At 66.1% G+C, this 18,319-nt stretch carries 17 protein-coding genes; 8 read left to right on the top strand and 9 right to left on the bottom strand.

Features of this window, described 5'->3' with window-relative positions; genetic code table 11:
* Window positions 1-26: 26 nt before the first annotated feature.
* The 8 genes from R2910_10185 to R2910_10150 all read left to right on the top strand — a co-directional run bounded on the left by R2910_10185 (window position 27) and on the right by R2910_10150 (window position 7,066).
* Window positions 27-566: a DinB family protein gene (locus tag R2910_10185; GenBank protein MEZ4413341.1), complete on the top strand. Its 540-nt coding sequence runs from the start codon at window positions 27-29 to the stop codon at window positions 564-566.
* 132 nt (window positions 567-698) lie between these two features.
* Window positions 699-968, top strand: coding sequence for a DUF5661 family protein (locus tag R2910_10180; protein ID MEZ4413340.1), 270 nt, complete (start codon window positions 699-701; stop codon window positions 966-968).
* A gap of 49 nt (window positions 969-1,017) precedes the next feature.
* A complete protein-coding gene (rocF, locus tag R2910_10175) occupies window positions 1,018-1,923 on the top strand; it encodes an arginase (GenBank protein ID MEZ4413339.1) in 906 nt (301 codons plus the stop codon).
* Window positions 1,924-1,926: 3 nt separating this feature from the next.
* Window positions 1,927-4,020 carry a hypothetical protein gene (locus R2910_10170; GenBank protein MEZ4413338.1) on the top strand — a complete coding sequence of 698 codons (2,094 nt, stop codon included), beginning with the start codon at window positions 1,927-1,929 and terminating at the stop codon, window positions 4,018-4,020.
* 17 nt (window positions 4,021-4,037) lie between these two features.
* Window positions 4,038-5,714, top strand: coding sequence for a GMC family oxidoreductase (locus tag R2910_10165; GenBank protein MEZ4413337.1), 1,677 nt, complete (start codon window positions 4,038-4,040; stop codon window positions 5,712-5,714).
* A gap of 16 nt (window positions 5,715-5,730) precedes the next feature.
* Window positions 5,731-6,216, top strand: coding sequence for a YbhB/YbcL family Raf kinase inhibitor-like protein (locus R2910_10160; GenBank protein ID MEZ4413336.1), 486 nt, complete (start codon window positions 5,731-5,733; stop codon window positions 6,214-6,216).
* Window positions 6,213-6,635 (top strand): DUF302 domain-containing protein, encoded by a 423-nt coding sequence (locus R2910_10155; GenBank protein MEZ4413335.1) that lies wholly within the window; start codon window positions 6,213-6,215, stop codon window positions 6,633-6,635. Before R2910_10160 ends, R2910_10155 begins: the two co-directional genes overlap by 4 nt.
* Window positions 6,632-7,066, top strand: a complete 435-nt coding sequence (locus tag R2910_10150) for a hypothetical protein (GenBank protein ID MEZ4413334.1) — start codon at window positions 6,632-6,634, stop codon at window positions 7,064-7,066. The genes R2910_10155 and R2910_10150 overlap by 4 nt, the downstream gene beginning before the upstream one ends.
* 3 nt (window positions 7,067-7,069) lie before the next feature.
* On the opposite strand, the gene R2910_10145 is transcribed toward R2910_10150, so the two are convergent.
* The 9 genes from R2910_10145 to R2910_10105 form a co-directional block, all read right to left on the bottom strand.
* Window positions 7,070-7,819 (bottom strand): lysophospholipid acyltransferase family protein, encoded by a 750-nt coding sequence (locus R2910_10145; protein MEZ4413333.1) that lies wholly within the window; start codon window positions 7,817-7,819, stop codon window positions 7,070-7,072.
* 143 nt (window positions 7,820-7,962) lie between these two features.
* On the bottom strand, window positions 7,963-10,128 hold the full coding sequence (locus tag R2910_10140) for a M66 family metalloprotease (protein ID MEZ4413332.1): 2,166 nt from the start codon (window positions 10,126-10,128) through the stop codon (window positions 7,963-7,965).
* Window positions 10,129-10,248: 120 nt separating this feature from the next.
* Complete coding sequence (locus tag R2910_10135; GenBank protein MEZ4413331.1) at window positions 10,249-10,617, bottom strand: VOC family protein; 369 nt, start codon at window positions 10,615-10,617, stop codon at window positions 10,249-10,251.
* Window positions 10,618-10,692: 75 nt separating this feature from the next.
* The gene (locus R2910_10130; protein ID MEZ4413330.1) at window positions 10,693-14,244 is read right to left on the bottom strand and encodes a M1 family aminopeptidase; all 3,552 of its coding nucleotides are present in this window, start codon (window positions 14,242-14,244) and stop codon (window positions 10,693-10,695) included.
* Window positions 14,244-15,152 carry an ATP-binding cassette domain-containing protein gene (locus R2910_10125; GenBank protein ID MEZ4413329.1) on the bottom strand — a complete coding sequence of 303 codons (909 nt, stop codon included), beginning with the start codon at window positions 15,150-15,152 and terminating at the stop codon, window positions 14,244-14,246. Before R2910_10125 ends, R2910_10130 begins: the two co-directional genes overlap by 1 nt.
* 128 nt (window positions 15,153-15,280) lie before the next feature.
* Window positions 15,281-16,582, bottom strand: coding sequence for an alpha/beta fold hydrolase (locus tag R2910_10120; protein MEZ4413328.1), 1,302 nt, complete (start codon window positions 16,580-16,582; stop codon window positions 15,281-15,283).
* A 38-nt stretch (window positions 16,583-16,620) separates the two neighbouring features.
* Window positions 16,621-17,415 (bottom strand): hypothetical protein, encoded by a 795-nt coding sequence (locus R2910_10115; protein MEZ4413327.1) that lies wholly within the window; start codon window positions 17,413-17,415, stop codon window positions 16,621-16,623.
* A 10-nt stretch (window positions 17,416-17,425) separates the two neighbouring features.
* A complete protein-coding gene (locus R2910_10110; protein MEZ4413326.1) occupies window positions 17,426-17,809 on the bottom strand; it encodes a DUF6632 domain-containing protein in 384 nt (127 codons plus the stop codon).
* A gap of 89 nt (window positions 17,810-17,898) precedes the next feature.
* A complete protein-coding gene (locus tag R2910_10105) occupies window positions 17,899-18,180 on the bottom strand; it encodes a hypothetical protein (GenBank protein ID MEZ4413325.1) in 282 nt (93 codons plus the stop codon).
* Window positions 18,181-18,319 lie beyond the last annotated feature (139 nt).

The raw sequence follows: 18,319 nt of genomic DNA, 5'->3' as shown, positions 1-18,319 counted from the left end.
CTCGCCTGAGGCACTTGGAGGTCCCCTTGCCCGAGCATTCCCCTGCCCGTCCTGCCGATTCCGAGTATAACTCCTATTATCAGCCGTACGTCAAGGAAGTGCCGGATGGCGACCTTCTGGCCACGCTCCGGTACCAGCGCGAATCAACCACTGCCGTATTGGCTGGAATTTCAGACAAACTAGCCGCCTATCGGTACGCTGATGGGAAGTGGAGCATCCGGGAGGTCATCGGGCACGTCGCGGACGCCGAGCGGGTCTTCTCCTACCGGGCCCTCAGGATCGCTCGGGGTGATACCATCGACCTGCCGGGGTTCGATGAAAACGCCTGGGTGCCGATGGCCGGGTTCGAGGCCCGGTCGATGGCGGATGTCGCCGCCGAGTTCCGGGCCGTGCGGGACGCGAGCCTGGCCCTCTTCAGTTCATTCAGCGCCGAGGCCTGGGCACGGATCGGGTCCGCGAGCGGCCACCCAGTCTCGGCCCGGGCCCTGGCCTGGATTCTCGCAGGCCATGAGCGGCATCACCTCCGGATCCTGGAGGAACGCTACTTCCCGCATCTCAACTCCTGACCTGCCAAGGGATTCTCTCCTCAGCTTCACCCCCGCTTCATAGCCCAGATGCCATCTTGCAAGTCCACTCCCGCCTCGTGGCGGGGGTGGCCCGCGGCGCATACACGCCCTGCGATTCAAGGAGGGGAGATCATGGTCAGCCAGCGGACGTTTACGATGGAAGAGGCCCGCAGGGTGGGCGATCAGATTGGCATCAAATGGAGCGAAGTGCACCTGGAGCAGTTCCGGATGGGGCTTGAAGTGGAACTGGAGCACGGCGTCAGGAACGTCGTCACCAACGTGACCAACGACGACCTGGTGCTCACCGGGAAGATTGCGCTCGCACACCTGATGGAATTGCCGGACTACTACACTCGCCTGATGCGCATGGAGGAAGAGGCGCGCGCGATGCTGGCCCGGTAGGACAAGCCCCCACGTTGCGGCCCCTCGCCGTTGTGGGTAGCGTAGTCCCATGAACATCGAACTCCTTGGCGTCCCGATGGACCTCGGTTCCGGGCGGCGCGGCGTGGACATGGGTCCCTCCGCGCTCCGGATCGCAGGCGTCGGCCCCGCCCTTGTCGCCCGCGGCCACCGTGTGTTCGACGGTGGCGACCTCGACATCAAGAACATGGAAGAGACCACCTTCGGGAGCCGGCGTGCCCGGTACCTGGGGGAGATTGCCCGCGCATCGGGGCTCCTCGCCAAGGCCGTGGAGCGGATCCTGGAGCGGAAGCGGTTCCCCTTGGTATTGGGTGGGGACCATTCGATTGCGGTCGGCACCATTTCCGGCGTGGCGTCCTTCGCCCGGAAGAAGAAAAAGAAACTTGGCCTCCTCTGGATCGATGCCCACAGCGACATCCACATCCCGAAGACCTCCCCCTCCGGCAACATCCACGGAATGCCGCTCGCCGCCCTCTTCGGTCTCGGGCCGAAGGAGCTTTCGGCCGTCGGCGGAGACTGGCCGAAGATCGACGTGCAGCACACTGCGCTGGTCGGCATTCGGAGCCTCGAAGACGGCGAGCGGCGCCACCTGGCCGAACTCGGCATCCGGGTCTACACGATGTCGGAAATTGACCGGGACGGGATCCACGCCGTCATGAGCGATGCGCTGGCCCGCGTCACCGACGGCACCGACCTCCTGCACGTGAGCTTCGACCTCGATGCCGTCGATCCGACCCTTGCCCCCGGCGTCGGTACGCCCGTGAAGGGCGGACTCGACTACCGAGAAGCCCATACCATCATGGAACTGATCTGGGCATCCAAGCGAATGACCTCGCTGGAAGTCGTCGAGGTCAACCCAATCCTCGACGAACGCAACCGCTCTGCCGTGCTTGCGGTGGAGCTGCTGGAATCAGCTTTCGGGAAGCGGATTCTCTAGGCGATGGGCGCCCGGCTGATGGGCTTCATCGGGCTGGTGTTGCTTTTCCTGAGCGCCGTCCTGATCGATGTCAGCCACGGCCTGTTCAACGCGGACGACTTCGCGAACCGCGTGGCGTCAAGCCTGGGTGATGAACGCGTCTCGGGTTTCGTTGCCGAAAAGATCACCGATGTGCTCATCGAGCGACGACCCAACCTCACCGCCGTACGACCGCTCATCGTTGGAACCGCCGACGGCCTGGTCGGGAGCTCTCCCTTCCGTGCCGTCGCCCGGACCGCGCTCAAGTCGGCCCATCAGGCGTTCTTCTCGCAGACCGGGCAAGATGTCCTGCTCTCGGTTCCCGATGTCGGGGTCCTGGTGCAGAGTGCCCTGGGCGGGATGAATCCGGAGCTCGCGGCAAAGATCCCCAAGAATCTCGAGACAGTCGTTGCCAGGCTGCCACACAGCAAGCTCGGCACCGCTGTCGTCACCGCCCGCCGCGTCTTGACGAGAATGGCCTGGCTGCAGCGCGGTCTTCTGGTGCTCGGCATCGGGTTGCTGGTGGGTGGCATCCTGCTCGACCGCGACCGCCGCCGGGGTTTGACACGTACCGGCGTCGGGCTCGTGCTCGTGGCGCTCATTCTGGCCCTCGTGATTCCCGCCGGTCGGCTGGTGGCCCTCGCGCTCACGCAGGACGACGCCACTCGCGGCGCGCTCTTCGGTGTGTGGCGACAGTACTTCCTGCCGCTCCTCGGGTTTGTCTATTCCTTTGCCGGCAGCGGCGTGATTCTGGCCTCCGCTGCCAACTCGCTGCACGAGAAGACCGACCCGTTCGAAGGCCTGCGGCGGCTGGGCCGGCTGGCGGCGGAGCCGCCAAAGGGGCGTGGCGGCCGGCTGCTCTGGATTTTCGCAACGGCAGTCGCGGGGACGGTGGTGCTGACCTGGCCGTCGAGCGTCGTCGCCGTGGCCGCGGTCATCGGCGGGCTCCTGCTCATCTTCGCCGCGCTCCGTGAGCTGTTCCGGGTGGTCCTGGAAAATGTGCCGGAACGTTCTGGTTCAGCCGTGGCCACCGGCCGGCGGTGGCCGCTCCGCACACTGGTTGGGGTCGGGCTCGGAGCCGGGCTGATTGCACTGCTCCTGTTCCTGCGCCGGCCGGAGCCCCTGCCGCTCGCGAGCACGGCGGTCTTGGCCTGCAACGGCGCCCCGGAACTTTGCGATCGCCGGATCGACCAGGTCTCCTTCCCGGCCACGCACAACTCGATGTCGAACGCGGAGATCCCGGGCTGGATGTTTCCGCACCACATGGTGGACTTCACGGGGCAGCTGCAGCACGGGATTCGTGCCCTGTTGATCGACATCCACTACGGCTTTCCGGGTGCCGAACGCATCAAGACCGACCTCGAGGGGGAGGGTGCGACCCGGGAAAAGCTGGTGGGCGCCGTGGGCGAGGAAGGGTTCGAGGCGGCCCAGCGGATCCGCGACCGCCTGGTCGGGGTAGATGAAGGACACCGGGGGCTCTACTTCTGCCATGGCTTCTGTGAACTTGGGGCGTATCTGGTAGCGCCCGCCCTCAAGAATATCCGCGACTGGATGTTGCTGAACCCGGATGAGGTCCTCCTGATCGTCATCGAGGACTACGTGACGCCGGAGGAGATCGCAGAAGCGTTCAAGGCGAGCGGCCTGCTTGAAATGGTCTACACCGGACCGATCACGCCGTGGCCCACGCTCCGGTCGATGATAGAAACAGGCGGGCGGGTGCTGGTGTTCACCGAGTCGGGGAAGCCGGGGGTGGCGTGGCTTCACCCGGCGTTCGAGAGCTTCCAGGAGACCCCCTACACCTTCCACACGCCGGCGGAGTTTTCCTGCAAGCCGAACCGCGGCGGCACGTCGGGCACCTTGTTCCAGGTCAATCACTGGATCGAGACGACACCGGCCCCGCGGCCGAGCAACGCGAAGATCGTGAATACCTACGACGTTCTCCTCAGGCGGGCGAAGCAGTGCGAACGGGAGCGTGGGATCAAGCCGACCTATCTTGCAGTAGATTTCGGTGACATCGGCGACATCGTGAATGCCACGCGGACCCTGAACGGGCTGGACACGTTGGCGGCGGGACAATAGACCCAGGAAGGGCATGCATGTCGGACATATTGGATTTTGTCATCATCGGTTCCGGCTTCGGCGGCAGCGTGTCCGCCCTGCGGCTGACCGAGAAGGGATACCGGGTGCGGGTGCTCGAACGCGGGAAGCGGTTCCGCGACGAGGACTTTGCGCGCAGCAACTGGAATGTGCGCCGGGCGCTCTGGGCGCCGGCGCTCCGGTGCTTCGGCATCCTGCAGATCAGTCCCTTCCGCGACATCTTCGTCCTTCACGGCGCCGGCGTCGGCGGGGGCAGCCTCGGGTACGCCAACGTGCTGATGGCCCCCGGCGACGAGATGTTCTCCGCCCCCGCCTGGAGCCATCTGGCCGACTGGAAGGCACTCCTCGAACCGCACTATGACACCGCGCGCCGGATGCTCGGCGTGACGGTCAATCCGCGCACCTGGCCGGCAGATATTCTCCTGCAGGAGATTGCCGAAGAGCTGGGGACCGCGGACACCTGGCAGTCAACGCCGGTCGGGACCTTCTTTGGCGTGCCGGACGACGAGGGGGAGGAAGTGGCCGATCCCTACTTCGGCGGAGAGGGGCCGGCGCGGAGCGGGTGCATCCACTGCGGTGGATGCATGGTCGGGTGTCGCTACAATGCCAAGAACACCCTCGTCAAGAACTATCTCTATCTGGCCGAGAAGTGGGGCGCGGAAGTGGAGGCGGAGGCCGAAGTGCGGGACATCATCCCGCTGCCGGAAGGCCAACCCGATGGCGCCCGGTATGAAGTGGTGTACCGCTCCTCGTCCGCGATGCTGTTCCGGGGTGAGCGGCGCATCCGCACCCGCAATGTCATTGCCGCCGCCGGCGCGCTCGGGACAATGCGCCTCCTCTTCCGGTGCCGCGACGTGACCGGTTCCCTGCCCCGCCTCTCACCGCGGCTCGGCGACATGGTCCGTACCAACAATGAATCACTGCTGGGTGTCATCGCGCGCGACGACAAGGCGGACTATTCGCAGGGCATCGCCATCACCTCCATTGTCCACGCCGACGCCATGACGACGATCGAGCCGGTGCGGTATTCCCCGGGCTCGTCGATGATGCGGCTCCTCACCGGACCGATCATCGAGTCAGGGGGCTTCCTGAGCCGGCTGGCCCAGTCGGTGTGGCAAATCGTCGCCAGACCGATCGACTTTGCCCGCACCCACTTCCTGCCGCGCTGGGCCCAGCGGACCACGATCATCCTGGCGATGCAGACCGACGATACCCGGCTGCGCTTCCGATTTGGGCGGAGTCTCTTCACCCTTTTCCGCCGCGGGCTGGTGTCGCATCCCGACCCGGAGAGCGGGCACCCGTCGGCCATTGAGATCAGCCGGAAGGTCACCCGGCGGTTTGCGGAGAAGAACGGAGGGATCGCCGCCGGGTCGATTAACGAGGGGCTGCTTGGCATCCCGATGACGGCCCACATCCTGGGCGGGTGCCCGTTCGGCACGAACGCGAGCGAGGGTGTCGTCGGGCTCGATATGCAGGTGCACAATTATCCCGGCCTCTACGCCATCGACGGGTCCATTGTCCCGGCCAATCCCGGCGTGAACCCCAGTTTGACGATCACCGCCCTGGCGGAATACGCAATGGAGTGCATGCCCGTGAAGCCGGGGGCGACAGCCCGCGCGCCGATAGGCGTGGAAGCGATCGACACGACGGAGGCACGCAGCACGGTAGGCGCCTGAACGAGAGGAGTATCGGATGACACTGACCCTGACGTCCAAGACGTTTGTACACGGTGGCGAGATTCCCACCCGTTGCACCTGCGAGGGAAAGGACCTCGCACCCGACCTGGCCTGGTCCGGCGTGCCGTCCGGCACCATGTCGCTGGCACTGATCGTCGACGACCCGGACGCCCCGGACCCGGCGGCGCCGAAGATGACGTATGTTCATTGGGTGTTGTACAACCTCCCCGTTGACGCCACGGGGTTGGCGGAGGGCACCACGTCTGCCGACCTGCCCGCCGGTACCCGTGAGGGCCTCAACGACTGGAAGCGCACCGGGTACGGCGGGCCCTGCCCGCCGATCGGCCGGCACCGTTACTTCCATAAGCTCTACGCGCTCGACAAGGCGCTGCCCGACCTCGGCGCGGCCACCAAGCCGGTGCTCGAGGCCGCGATGGCCGGCCACATCCTCGAGCAGGTGGAGTTGATGGGTACCTACATCAAGAAGGGAACGACATCATGACCACCGCAGCGCTGGCATTCGAGGCAAAGCTCACCGTACCATACGCACAGGCGATCGACATGGTCACCGCGGCACTCAAGGACGAAGGGTTCGGCGTCCTGACCCGCATCGACGTGCACTCAACGCTGAAGGAGAAGATCGGGGTGGAGTTTCGGCCGTATTCCATTCTCGGCGCCTGCAACCCGACGCTCGCGCACCGCGCGATGAGCCACTACGCGGAGGCGGGGCTGCTCCTGCCGTGCAATGTGACGGTCGAGGCCGATGGCTCGGGATCGGTGGTGCGGATCGCCGATCCCGACGTGATGCTGTCAGTGGGCGGCATGGATCAGGACCCGGCGTTGCGGTCGGTCGCGACCGAGGCGCGGGTCCGGTTGTCCCGCGTGGCCGAAGTGCTCCGCGCCAACCCGGCGGCCGCATGATGAAGGATGCGCCCGACCACCTCGACGCCGACCTCATCCTGAAGTTGTACGAGCTGCGCCGCGAGACGGTCCTGCGGGAAGCGCGCGCAGAACTCACGCGCGACTACCTGCCGAAGAATGCCAAGGAGGCGGTGGCGATCCTCAAGCACGACCACCCGCTGAACCGCGCCTACCGCCAGGTGTCCACCTATTGGGAGATGGTGTACCGCATGGCGCGGCACGGCATCATCCACGGCGACTTCCTGGTGGAGAACAACGCGGAGGGGCTGCTGCTCTATGTGCGGGTGGAGCCTTATCTGAAGGAGATTCGTGCCGCGGCCAACCCTGCGTCCTTTCAGAACGCGGAGTGGGTCGCCACTGAGGTGCCGATGGGCCGCGCCACCGCGGAGCGAATGCGCGCCCGGGTCAAGAAGGAGTTGGAGGGGAAGTAGCGCTCAGGCCAGCCGGGCCCGCAGGGCGTCGCGCGCGGTTTCGATGGTGGCGCGCACCCGCGCCTTCAGTTCGGGCAGGTCCTCGAGGGTCAGGCCGGCGGTGTCGATCGGGGGGAGGACCTCGACGACGGCACGCGCCCGGCTGAAGCGCCAGTCATGCTTGGGGAGGGCGGTCCTGGTTCCCGCCACGGCGAGCGGGAGGATCGGCACGCCGGCCTCAAGCGCCAGGCGGAAGGCGCCGTCCTTGAACGGCAGCATCCGCCCGTCGGGTGAGCGGGTGCCCTCCGGGAAGAAGACCACCGACACCCGGTTCCGCAGCGAGGTACGACAGCGCTCCATCGCCTCGACGGCGCTGGGGCCAAACCCCCGCTTGATGGGAATGTCGCCCGCCATCCGCATCATCCAGCCAATCAGCGGAATCTTCAGGATCTCGATCTTCGACAGCCACTTCATCTCGAAGGGGAGATGGCTGATGAGCAGGATGTCGGCGAACGACTCATGGTTCGCGACAATGACGTAGGGGTGCCGCGGATGCTCGACGTGCATACCGGCCCGGCGGAAGCTCCAGTAGGGATTGACGGTGGCCATCGCCACGCCGAGGCGGCGGAACCACCAGCCAACGACGTACCGGCCGCGGTCGAAGGGAACGGTGACGAGGAAGACCAGCACCATCGTCGGAAACCAGGCGACGATGACGACGGCAATCCAGAACCAGGCCCAGGCGGAGCCGATGGTTTGAAAGAAGCGGCGCATGAAGGAATTTAGCGGGGAAACGGGGATGCGGGGAAGCGAGACGGCCGTCACCCCGGCGAAAGCCGGGGTTTATGGTCTTCTCACACGAAGGCACGAAGGTCACGAAGGGGGGCAGTTCCGTTCTTCGTGTCAGCCGCAGACTGCTATCGCAAATGCTCGATCCGGGAGTTCGCCCGATCCGACAGCGTCACATCCAGTGGGCCGGTGGCATCGTCGAGCGTGACGCTGCCGCCGTGGGCCAGCGAGAGGATCTGCCCGGTGGACGCGTCGCGCACCACGGCCAGGGGATACTCCGCCGCATTCCACCGGATGGTGGAGGCGGTGCCTGAGCGCTCCAGTCGGAGGCTCGAACTGCGGCCGGCGGAACCGGCGCCGGTGGTGGCGACGATGGCGCGCTGTCCCCGGCTCTCCAGCTGCAGCCGGGTCAGCGACCCCCGCACCATCCTGAGCGGAATGGCGAAAGCGAAGTGCTCCTCGGCGTGCGGCGCGTCGGCCACTGGCGTGCCGCTGAACGCGATCCGAAAGGCCTCACCACCGTTGGCGTCGAATCCACGGATCAGGTTCGGGCCGGCGCTGACCGGCAGCAGCGCCTCGGTCGTGGCTTCGAACGCCGGCTCGAGTACCACTTCCCCGTCCCGGATCCGGCCCCATACGATCAGGCTCGGCTCCCGCACGCGTCCCATCTGTACCACGGCGGCGGGGCCGCGCTGGTTCATCACGCCGAGGTAGTTGTAATCGCTGATCCAGGTGTTGTTGCAGTAGCCCATGAGGTCGGTGAGTGTCGGCGCCTTGAGCGCGCCGGACACCAGGTCGTATCCCCACTGCCCCGTCACCCCGCCGCTGTACGGATAGTTCGGGTCGGAGGAGCTTACCCCGCCGCACGGCGCATGTGACCGCCCGAAATTGTGTCCGAGTTCGTGGGCGACCACGCCGGAGGCGCTCGGCAGCTTGTCCCATCCCACCGAGGCCCGTCCGGGGACATATCCGTAGCCGGCAATGCCGCCGCCGTACGGGACGGCAATGACGCCGTAGTAGTTCTTCGTCCCCCCTTCGGAGGCCCGCAGGGCGTTGATCTCGCTCAGGATGCGGAGCCACACGCCATTGCCATCGTTGGACTGAATCTGCGCGGTATCGGTGTAGGTATACGCCGCGCGCACGTCGACGTTGACGGCCGCCAGCGGATGCATGCGCAGGGTCTGGTCGGCAAACTGTGCGGCGTTGCCGGTGGTCACGTTGCCGGTCGTGTTGTCGGCGGTGCGATGGACCGGGACCAGGCGCAGGTCGAGCGTTGCGACGGTGCGGAGGTTCATCGTGACAGGCGTGCCGTTGGACGGATAGCTATTGTCGCCGTCGTTCGATTCGGCAACGACGTTTGTGGGATCGACGTCGAGCACGATGTCGAGGTCGGGCTGCAGCAGCGACGCCGGCAACGTGGCGTTCCAGGTGCGAGTCAGCGCTCCCTGGCTCCCCACGGTGTCGGTCGGGACGCTCGCTCCCGGGGCCGGAATCGTCACGGTCTGGATCAGCGCGCCGGCCCGGTAGAAGCGGGCTCGCACCTCGGGCGAGGCGGTATTGGCCTGATTGGAAACGACAAAGACGCGCAGGAGCCCGTCGCGGCCGGCGACCAGCGGAATGCTGCGGTCGTATGTCTGCACACTCTGCGTGACGTAGAAGCCGTCGATGCGGAGATTCATGCTCGTGGCTGAACGGACCGCGTAGGCCACGGAGGCGGATGCAGCGGCGCTGCTTGAGACGCTGACCTGCTGGCTCAGCGGCGTGGGGTCATAGAGCGGTGCAGAACCAACCACACTGGCCGCGACCGTGTATGTGCCCGGCGCGAGACCGGTGAGGGAGGCGTTGCTGGTCTGGGTGGAGGAGTAGCCGCCGGGGCCGGAGACGGTCACGGCGCCGCCGACCCCGCCCGGCAATCCGCTGACGGTCAGGCTGAGGGAGCCTGGTGTGGCGGTATAGACCACCCCCGCCGAGGCGGATCCTCCGGCAGTGACCTGAACCACCTGGGTCGTCGGGAGGGGAACGTAGGCCGCACCGCCTTCGCTCACATCTGCAGCCGTAATTGTGTAGCTGCCGGGCGCCAGCTCGTCCAGGGATGCATTCGATGGCCCGACCACTTGGCTGAAGTCGTTGGGCCCGGTCACGGTGACGCTGGCCGCGGCGGCCGGTGGAAGCCCCTCAACGCTGACGGCGAGGCCGCCCACCGAGGGGCCGGTCAGTTCCTTGCCGCCGCAGGCTGCGGCGAAGAGCACCAGCAGAATTGAAAGCGGGGTTGCGGCGAGTCTGGAAAAGGTCATGGCAGAGAGCGGGGCAACCCACGTGCCGACCCTGTGGGTCCGGTGCAACTCTCAATGTGACAACGGCTTGGCCGTTCTGCTGCGAGTGCTTGCACCCCGCAGGGGACGGGGCGGAATGCGCTATTCGGGGAGCTTCTCCTCCCAGAGGGCCAGGATGTTCCCGTCCGGGTCGGCCACCATGGCCATGATCCCGAACCCCTGCTGGGTCGGCTCGGTCACGAATTTCACCCCCCGCTGGTGGAGGCGTTCGCAATACTCGAGCAGATTCTCGACGTGAAGAGTGATGCCGGTCTCCCTGCCCACCATCGCGAGCGCGTTGGGGTGGACCGCCGGGTGGACGCCGAGCCGGGTCTTGCCCTTTTGACCCTCCATGAACTCGGCGCCGAACGATCCCTGGTGCAGCAGCGGCAGGCCGAGATGGTCGCGGTAGAAGAGGAGCGCGCGGTCGATGTCGGTCACGAAGATGGCGATGCTGTGGATGTGTGGCATGGGGGCGGGGGTGCGGGGAATCTGTGGACGTCACTACCAGCGACGAATCATAACCAGTGCGCGGCGGATGGTCGGCTACAGGTCAGCCTCGGCCGGTTCCAGACGTGCCAGAGCACGAGCGCGGTTCAGCTGAAGCACGACCGCGTCGGGATCGACCACGATTCGACCGGGTGCGAAGGGGACCATCCAAGAAACCAACTGCGGTATCCCCGGCCGCATCATGACGGTGGTGCGGGCGTCTGCGACTCGCGTCCCGTCTCCGGGGGAATCCGGCGTTGCCGCCTCGGCCGCAAGCTCCACCGACACGGTCCCGGTACCGACATTCTCGAGTTCTGCCGACACGCGCCACCCGCCGCTCGCTTGCGCAACGGTGGCGTTCCTGATCTGGATTTCTGGGAGCACCAGGCCGGTCATCCATTGGTCGACGAATTCCTGGTACGCCGCCGAGTCCGGGGCAAAGCCACGAAGTGTCTCGAGAAGTTCTTCGGGCGTCGCGTGCTGCCGCGGCGTGGCATGTTTGCTGACGAAGGCCTGCAGGCCGGCCAGCATCCGCTCCCGGCCGAGCTGCTCTTGAAGCATCCACATGACGAACGCCCCCTTGAGGGAAAGCACCGCATCATCGCTGCGCCGCCCTTCTTTGGTCTCCAACAACGGGCGTTCCGTGTCTACCCGCCGGGCCTCGATGTAGCCCTGTTCCAGCCAGCGTGCGAATGCCTGCCTGGCATCGGCGCCGTTCTCGGCCTCATGCAGCAGCAGCGTGGCGTAGTTGGCCATCCCCTCAATGAGCAACCCGGTTCCGGGCCCTTCGCCGGCGGTGAGGATATGCCCCCACCACTGGTGGGCCGCTTCGTGGGCGGTCACGCTGAAGGCCTGACCATCGCCGGCCCGGCCCCCCGTGAGGAACCCGATTCCCTCGGAGAAACTGATGTTGGTTGGAAACGCAGTGGCGTTCGTCTCCATGTTCGGGACTTCGCTCAAGCGCAACTCCTCCCAGGGGTAGGGGTAGAACCATTCGGAGTAGCGCCTGCGGGCGGCGGCGAGGGTGCTGAGGATGTGGTCCACATTGCGCTCGTGTGCCGGGTGGTAGAAGACCGCCGTCCCCTCCCGGCGCCGAACATCCCATCGGCCCGCCAGCACGTTGAACGCAGTCACAGGACCCTCGCTCTCCCACACCACCGTCGTCATGCCACCATCCCTCGATTCCGCCATCTTCCGGCCTACCGCATTGACGGTGAACTCGCTTGGCGCGGTCACGGCAATGCGCGTTTGGAATGCGCCGCCAAGTGACATGGAGGCGGAATCCCCCTCGGCAGCTTCGCTCCGTTCGTTGCGGATGAAGCCAGGCACCGGTACGAAGCCGGCCTCGCGAGTGGACAACAGGACACCGGACGGCAAGATGAAATGAGACACACCACCGCCGTTTCGGGTGATGCCGTTCGGGAGGCGGCCATGGTAGTCGAACGCCACCCGGACGGTATCCCCCGGTGCGACTGGCTTGGAGAGCGTCAGGACATGCAAACCAAATTGGTTGGTTGCTGGCACGGTCTGCCCGTTCACTCGCCAGGCGACCTCAGTGACGCCGTCGCCGAGGGTGAACGGCGCCCGCAACACCGGTTCACCTGTCAGGTTCACCATGGTGTACTCGCCGGTCACCCGCATGCTGCGGTCCTCCGGCGCCAGGCCGAGGGCGAGGTCGAGAGCGGTGATGCTCAGTGGCGCGACGGAGCTCCACTCTGGCGCCAGTTCGCGCTGATACGCAGCTTGCCTGTCCTTTGCGGCGTGGCCCTGAAAACCGTCCCTGACTCGAACGGCCAGGACGACAACGATTGCCATGGGCAGGGCCGCGACAGCCCCCAGGAGCACGGCACGCGCACCCAACCGGTCCTTCCGCAACCGCCGGAGGGTGGCGGTGCGGTCCCGCTCGGTGCGGGCAAACGACTGCACCGAGACGGCGAAGAATGCCGCCGCCAGCGCCACCACGCCAATCCGATTGAGCAGCAGGGCGCTGCCATTGAGCGCGAACGTCCCCATGTCGCTCCAGCGGAGCGCCCCCCAGAGCGGCCAGTCGGTGGCCCAGGTCGTTGCTCCCCGCCCGAACTGGATGCCCGTCAGCAGTAGCGCCGCGAGACCAATCCCCAGCGCAGCGGCTCGGTGTCGCGTCAAGGTCATCACCAGGGTGACGAAGGCGCTCCACAGCAGGAGCGACGGCAGGAACACGGCGCCAAAGACAAGCGCCAACGGCCAGACCGTCACCGGCCACCCGTCCTGGATCCCCAACAGCAGGCAGCACGTCGCGCCACACGCGATGGTCAGCGTAAGGATGACGGCCGCCGTTGCGAGGCCCTTGCCCACGAGGATCGCCCCCGTCGGGATGGGTGCGCTCAGAAAGATCGAATCAAACCCCGTGGCCACTTCGCGATGCATCGACTCGACGACCGTGAACAGGAGGAAGAGGCAGGCGAGGATGGTCATGACCGGCATGACCTGGAGCGCCACGGTGCCGGCGGTCAGGAGCACGGGGTCGCCAAACGCGTCACTGTCCGTGACGGCGACTTCTGCGACCACGAACATCAGGAATGCCGTGAAAAGATAGAGCGCCGGCTGGTTGCGGAGTTCGAGGAGCTCCGACCGCAGCACGGCTGCCGCTCCCCGCCACAGCCCCGGCGAGCGCTGCGCCATCTGCAGCCCTGCAATCGGTCGGAAGATGGGCGCGGCGGCCGGGGCATGTGCCGAAGCCATCGCGACGTGGCGATCCGTTCCCATGGGGCGGCGCCGGCCACCGACCACACGGCCGAAGTGGCGGACCGACATCCAGAGGACGACAACAGGAAAGACAATCGCCACCCAGGCACGATTGATGATCAGGGGCAGGTCGATCGCGAGCGGGGCGGAGTTGTAGTATTCCGCGCCGCGGTCGACGGCAAAGAGCGTCTGGCGGAGCCACCGGAGGCTGCTCGGGTCAAGGGCGATGAGCAGCCGGTCCACTCGCGGGTCAAGCCCGGACGGCGCCCACGTCCAGAACACCATGACGGTGAGAAGAAAGAGTACGGTCGGTACCGCATAGACGGCCATGGGCCGACGGGTCCATGTGCCGACCGCGAAGGCGAGGGCGGCCGTGAAGAGAATACCTGGTGCTGCAAAGAGAAGCGCCGGCAAGAGGTAGTTGCTGATAGCGAAGGGCCCAACCGCCGCACCGACCTCCGACACCCCCGCGAACTGGTAGAAGCCGATGGCGAGGCCAATATGCACGAGCAGCGCCAGGCCAAGTGCGCCGCAAATTCCGAGGAACTTCCCGACCAGATATTCGCCGGATGTCAGCGAAGAGCTGTGGAGCAAGTCGCCGATGCCGACCTCGTCATCGCGGATGACGGACAACCCGGCCATGAACGAGGCGAAGAAGGTGTAGGTCAGGAAACTACCGAGCGCAAAGCCCTGCGACAGTGCGTGAAGCGAATTGTTGAAGGGGCGGACCCCACCAACTTCAGCGGCACCGGAGGGGATCATCGCAACGGGATTGATGATGCTGGTCATCAACGCCAGCAGCCCAAGCAGCACCCAGAAGAGCGGGCTGCCCACCTGCGAGCGCAATTCATGACTTGCGATGGTACCGAGGCGACGACGGTTCATCACGCGGGTGCGGCACCTGCGGGCGCACCCGACGGATTCGCGCCGGCCTCGGTCAGGATCAGGTAGGCATCCTCGAGTGTGGCAGAAGTGGGCGAGAAGCCGGGCGGGCACTGCCCGTCGGGATCATGGATGCGCACCCGATTGCGTCCCTCGACGAGGTGGGCCTGTGTCACTCTGGCGGATTCCGCCAGCAACACCAGCTCCTCTCGGCTGACTTCGCCTTCGAACATGGTTCCGGCAATTCGTCCCCGGGCTTCCGACGGCGTGGTCTGCGTGAGCACCGTACCCTGCCGGATCACGGCGAAGCGCGGGCAAAGCACTGCCACATCTTCGACGATGTGAGTTGAGAGGATGACCGTCCTCGATTCAGCCAGTTCAGCCAGCAGCCGATAGAATCGAATGCGCTCCTCCGGATCGAGCCCTGCGGTGGGTTCATCGACGACGAGGAGATCCGGATCTCCGGCAATCGCCTGCGCGATCCCCAGGCGCTGGCGCATGCCGCCGGAGTAATGCTTGACCTTGCGGTTGGCAGCGGTAGTCAGGTTGACCCTTTCGAGCAGCTCGGCACAGAGTCGATCCAGCCCAAGCGGCGAATCGACTCCCTTGAGCCGGAGCATATGGAGCAACATCGCGGCGCCGGTGAGACTGGGATAGAAACCAAAGTATTGCGGAAGATTCCCGAGGCGGGGCCAGACCAGCTCGGGGCGTCCGACGACGTCGACGCCGTCGAGCAGGACTTGACCGGAGGTGGGCTCCAGCAGTCCGGCGATGATCCGCATGAGTGTCGTCTTCCCGGATCCGTTCGGCCCCAGAAGTCCGAACATCCCCGGTGGGATGTCCAGGGAGATTCCTCGCAGGGCCGTGATCTGGCCCGAATACACCTTCACGAGCTCACGAATGGTGAGCATTGGATTCCATGGATGGGGTGAATTCTCGATCAAGACTGCGAGAGCCTATACGGGGGGCGCTGCAGCAATAGTTTCAATCTGGGACAATCTACGACAAGAGTGTCGCGGCGCCTTCGGGTACCGAGCGTTCAGTTCCCACCCTTCTCGCCATGCGCCACAATCCAGTCCACGATCTCCTGATAGAGCCCTGGCGGGTACCCCACTCCACCTCCCGCATCCGTCACCAGCAGGCCATGACTCGCGCCCGGAACGACCATGATGGTCATGTCGCGGGCCTTCTGCGCGATCTCGGCGAAGACCGGCTCATGGCGTTCGGCGAGAATGCGCTGGTCGTCACCGCCGAGCACCACCAGCACCGGGATATCCAGCGCGCGATAGGCCCGAGCCGGGTCGCCGGCCAGCACACCGGCATAGACATCCCAGTACGCCGCGCCAGGTTGCGGCAGGTTCGCGGTGCCAGGGGGGAAGTCCTTGCGCCACTGCGCGGCGCTGGTCCGGGCTTCAAATGCGGCCATGCGTTCAAAGCCCTGGCGTTCGAGCGCATAGGCGGTGCGCAATCGCAGCCATTCGCGTGCTTCCGCCGCCACATCGGGAGCGCGCCCGGCAGCGAGCAGCCGGCGCTCCTCCATATCCATGATGGCCTCAGCGTGCGGCAGCGCCGAGCAGACCCGACAGACGAGAAACGCCACGTCGCTGCGTCGCGTGGCCAATTCGGGACCGACAAACCCGCCCTCGCTCGCGGCGTAGATCCCGATCCGGTTCGGATCGATTCCCGGCTGGCGCTTGAGCACGTCGATGGCCGCACCCGCATCGGCCATCCATGCTTCGTGTGACAGCCCGTTCCACTCCCCTGACGACCCTCCCGTGCCGCGCTTGTCGAGTGTGAGCACGGCCACTCCGTGGGCGGCGACCAGGTCGCCGGTCTGCCCGGGAGAGCGGCGGGTGAGGGGGCCTGAACCCTGGATCATCAGCATCGCGGGGTGAGGTCCGGGGCCCGGGGGCATCGTCAGGACACCCGCGAGGGTGACCCCGCCGCTGGCGACGCGGACCTCGCGCCGCTCGAGCGGCACTCGCGTCGCGACAATTCGCCCGGCTCCGCTCGCATCGTGGATGGTCAGCGTGTCGCCGTTGATCTCGACCCCGCCTTCCGTCGGTGCACGCTCAAACCACGCCGGGCCGAACTCGAAGTGCGTCCGGTCGACAGGATACAGGGCGCGCACCATGCCGGTCGCGTAGTCCGTGAGGGACAGGACGGAACGACCGCCGAGTTGATCGGCGAGGTTCATCAGATGGACGTAGCCGCCGGAGGCGTCCTGGTACAAGCCTGTGAGGGAGTCGGCGCGGGGCGTCGGGATGGCATCAGGGACTTGGGCCGCTGCGGGAGCGGCGAACAGGATGGCGGCGACGAGTCGGACAATGGTACGGTGCATAGGACTCCCAACGATGCCACGCAGAGGGAGGTTTCGCGCTAGGGACCGCTGGCGGCCCAAGTCCAGGTCCATTTGAGGTTGATGCGGAACGGGTCTCCCCACCTCTTTGGCCGCAGCACGACGGTGGCCGCTGAATCGCCTGGCGCCAGGCGCAGGTCGAGGGGATGGGCGCCGCAACCGCCGCGGGCGATGTTCTCACAGTTGGAGACCAGCAGGCCGGTGACGATCACGGATTCCGTGGCGGTGTTGCGAGTCATCAGCACGACCTCGCGACGGGCCGAGTCCGATTGTGCCCAGACAGCAAGGGGAAGCGGGGGCTCGTCACCGGAACCATCCGTGGCCATCCGTTGATCGGCGGGGATGATCCACTTCCACCCGGGCCGATAGGTGAACTGATCGTTCCAGACCTTTGGCCGGAGCGTGATGACCTCGGCAGAGTCCCCTGGCCCGAGCGTCAGGTGGAGATCGGTCGGCCCGCACGGCGTCGCGAGGTTGAAGCAATCCTTGAGCGAGAACTGGGTGATGACGATCGTGTCGAGGGCCGGGTTGCGGGCCCAGATCGTCACGCCCTGGCGGTAGGGAAGCGCGACGGTCCAGGTCTCGAACGGACGGTCGGTGCTGGCCGGGCTGCTCCCGTTTGGCAGCCGGGCGGGCTGCCCCGCCCCGCTCGTCGCCGGCTGTCCAGCGCGCACCGGAAGGTCCGTCGTGGGACGCGCCGACGGGTTGTCGGCGGGGCGTGGGTCCTGCTGCTGGGCGGACAGTCGGGTCGGCAGGATCATCCCAAGCAGCAGGAGGACCCCGATCAACCCGCTCACCTGCGAGGTGGGACGCACCCTGCCGGCACTACCCCGCAGCAGACTGTCTCGGCGTGAGCACCGCGAGCAGGAGCCCCACGATGGCCAGCGCGGCGACATCGCCCAGCATATGCCCGCTGTTGCCGGGGGTGGTGAGGGCCTGGTAGGCCATGATGCCGGCGTGCACGAAGCTGGACCAGACGGCGAACCAGATGAGGCTGAGATGCTTCATCGGATCCCTGGCCGCGAGGAACAGGAAGATGCCGAGGGTCGCGTAGATGCCGAGGATCATCTGCAGGTACATCGGCTGCGCCGGAATCCAGCTCCAGCCGCTGGGCCAGAGAATCGTCAGTGGGTAGATCCCCACAACGAAGATGATGCCGACGAGTCGAAGCGCGAGACTGAGATTCTTGGTGTCTGGTGCGGTGCTCATTGGCCGACTCCGTGGAAAGAGGAAGGCAGGATGTGGTGAGCTGACCATCGCTCAAACCTGCCTCGGTCGGCCAACCTACACCCCCACGGCTATCCCGCCAGACTTCGGATATGCCCCGCCACCATCAGGAGTTCCTTCCCGTTCATCCGCATGATGAAGCGTCGGCTGACCGAGCTGATCATCTTCACCGCGCCGGCGATGCCCAGTCGGGCTGACTGCTGGGCCAGGTGGCCGGCGTTGGAGAGCTTCAACGCCCGCAGATAGTAGTAGTCCATTCCCGCCTCGGTGAGATCGGCAACGAGGTCGGCCAGCGCCTCGCGATGCTCTTCGGGGTCGTCGGACTCCTCGAGCATGGCAAGTACGGCAAGCATCCGCGACTCAGACTCCTCGGAATGATGAAAGCGAAGGGTGGCTCCGCCGGCAGAACTTCCGACGGAGCGTTTTGGCGACTTCGTGCCGGTGGCGGCCATGGGAATCCGATCAATCGGGGTTTGCTGAGGCTGTGTTTGC

Source organism: Gemmatimonadales bacterium, assembly GCA_041390145.1.
In the GTDB taxonomy this organism is placed as follows: domain Bacteria; phylum Gemmatimonadota; class Gemmatimonadetes; order Gemmatimonadales; family GWC2-71-9; genus SPDF01.
This window is presented reverse-complemented; position numbering and strand designations above follow the sequence as displayed.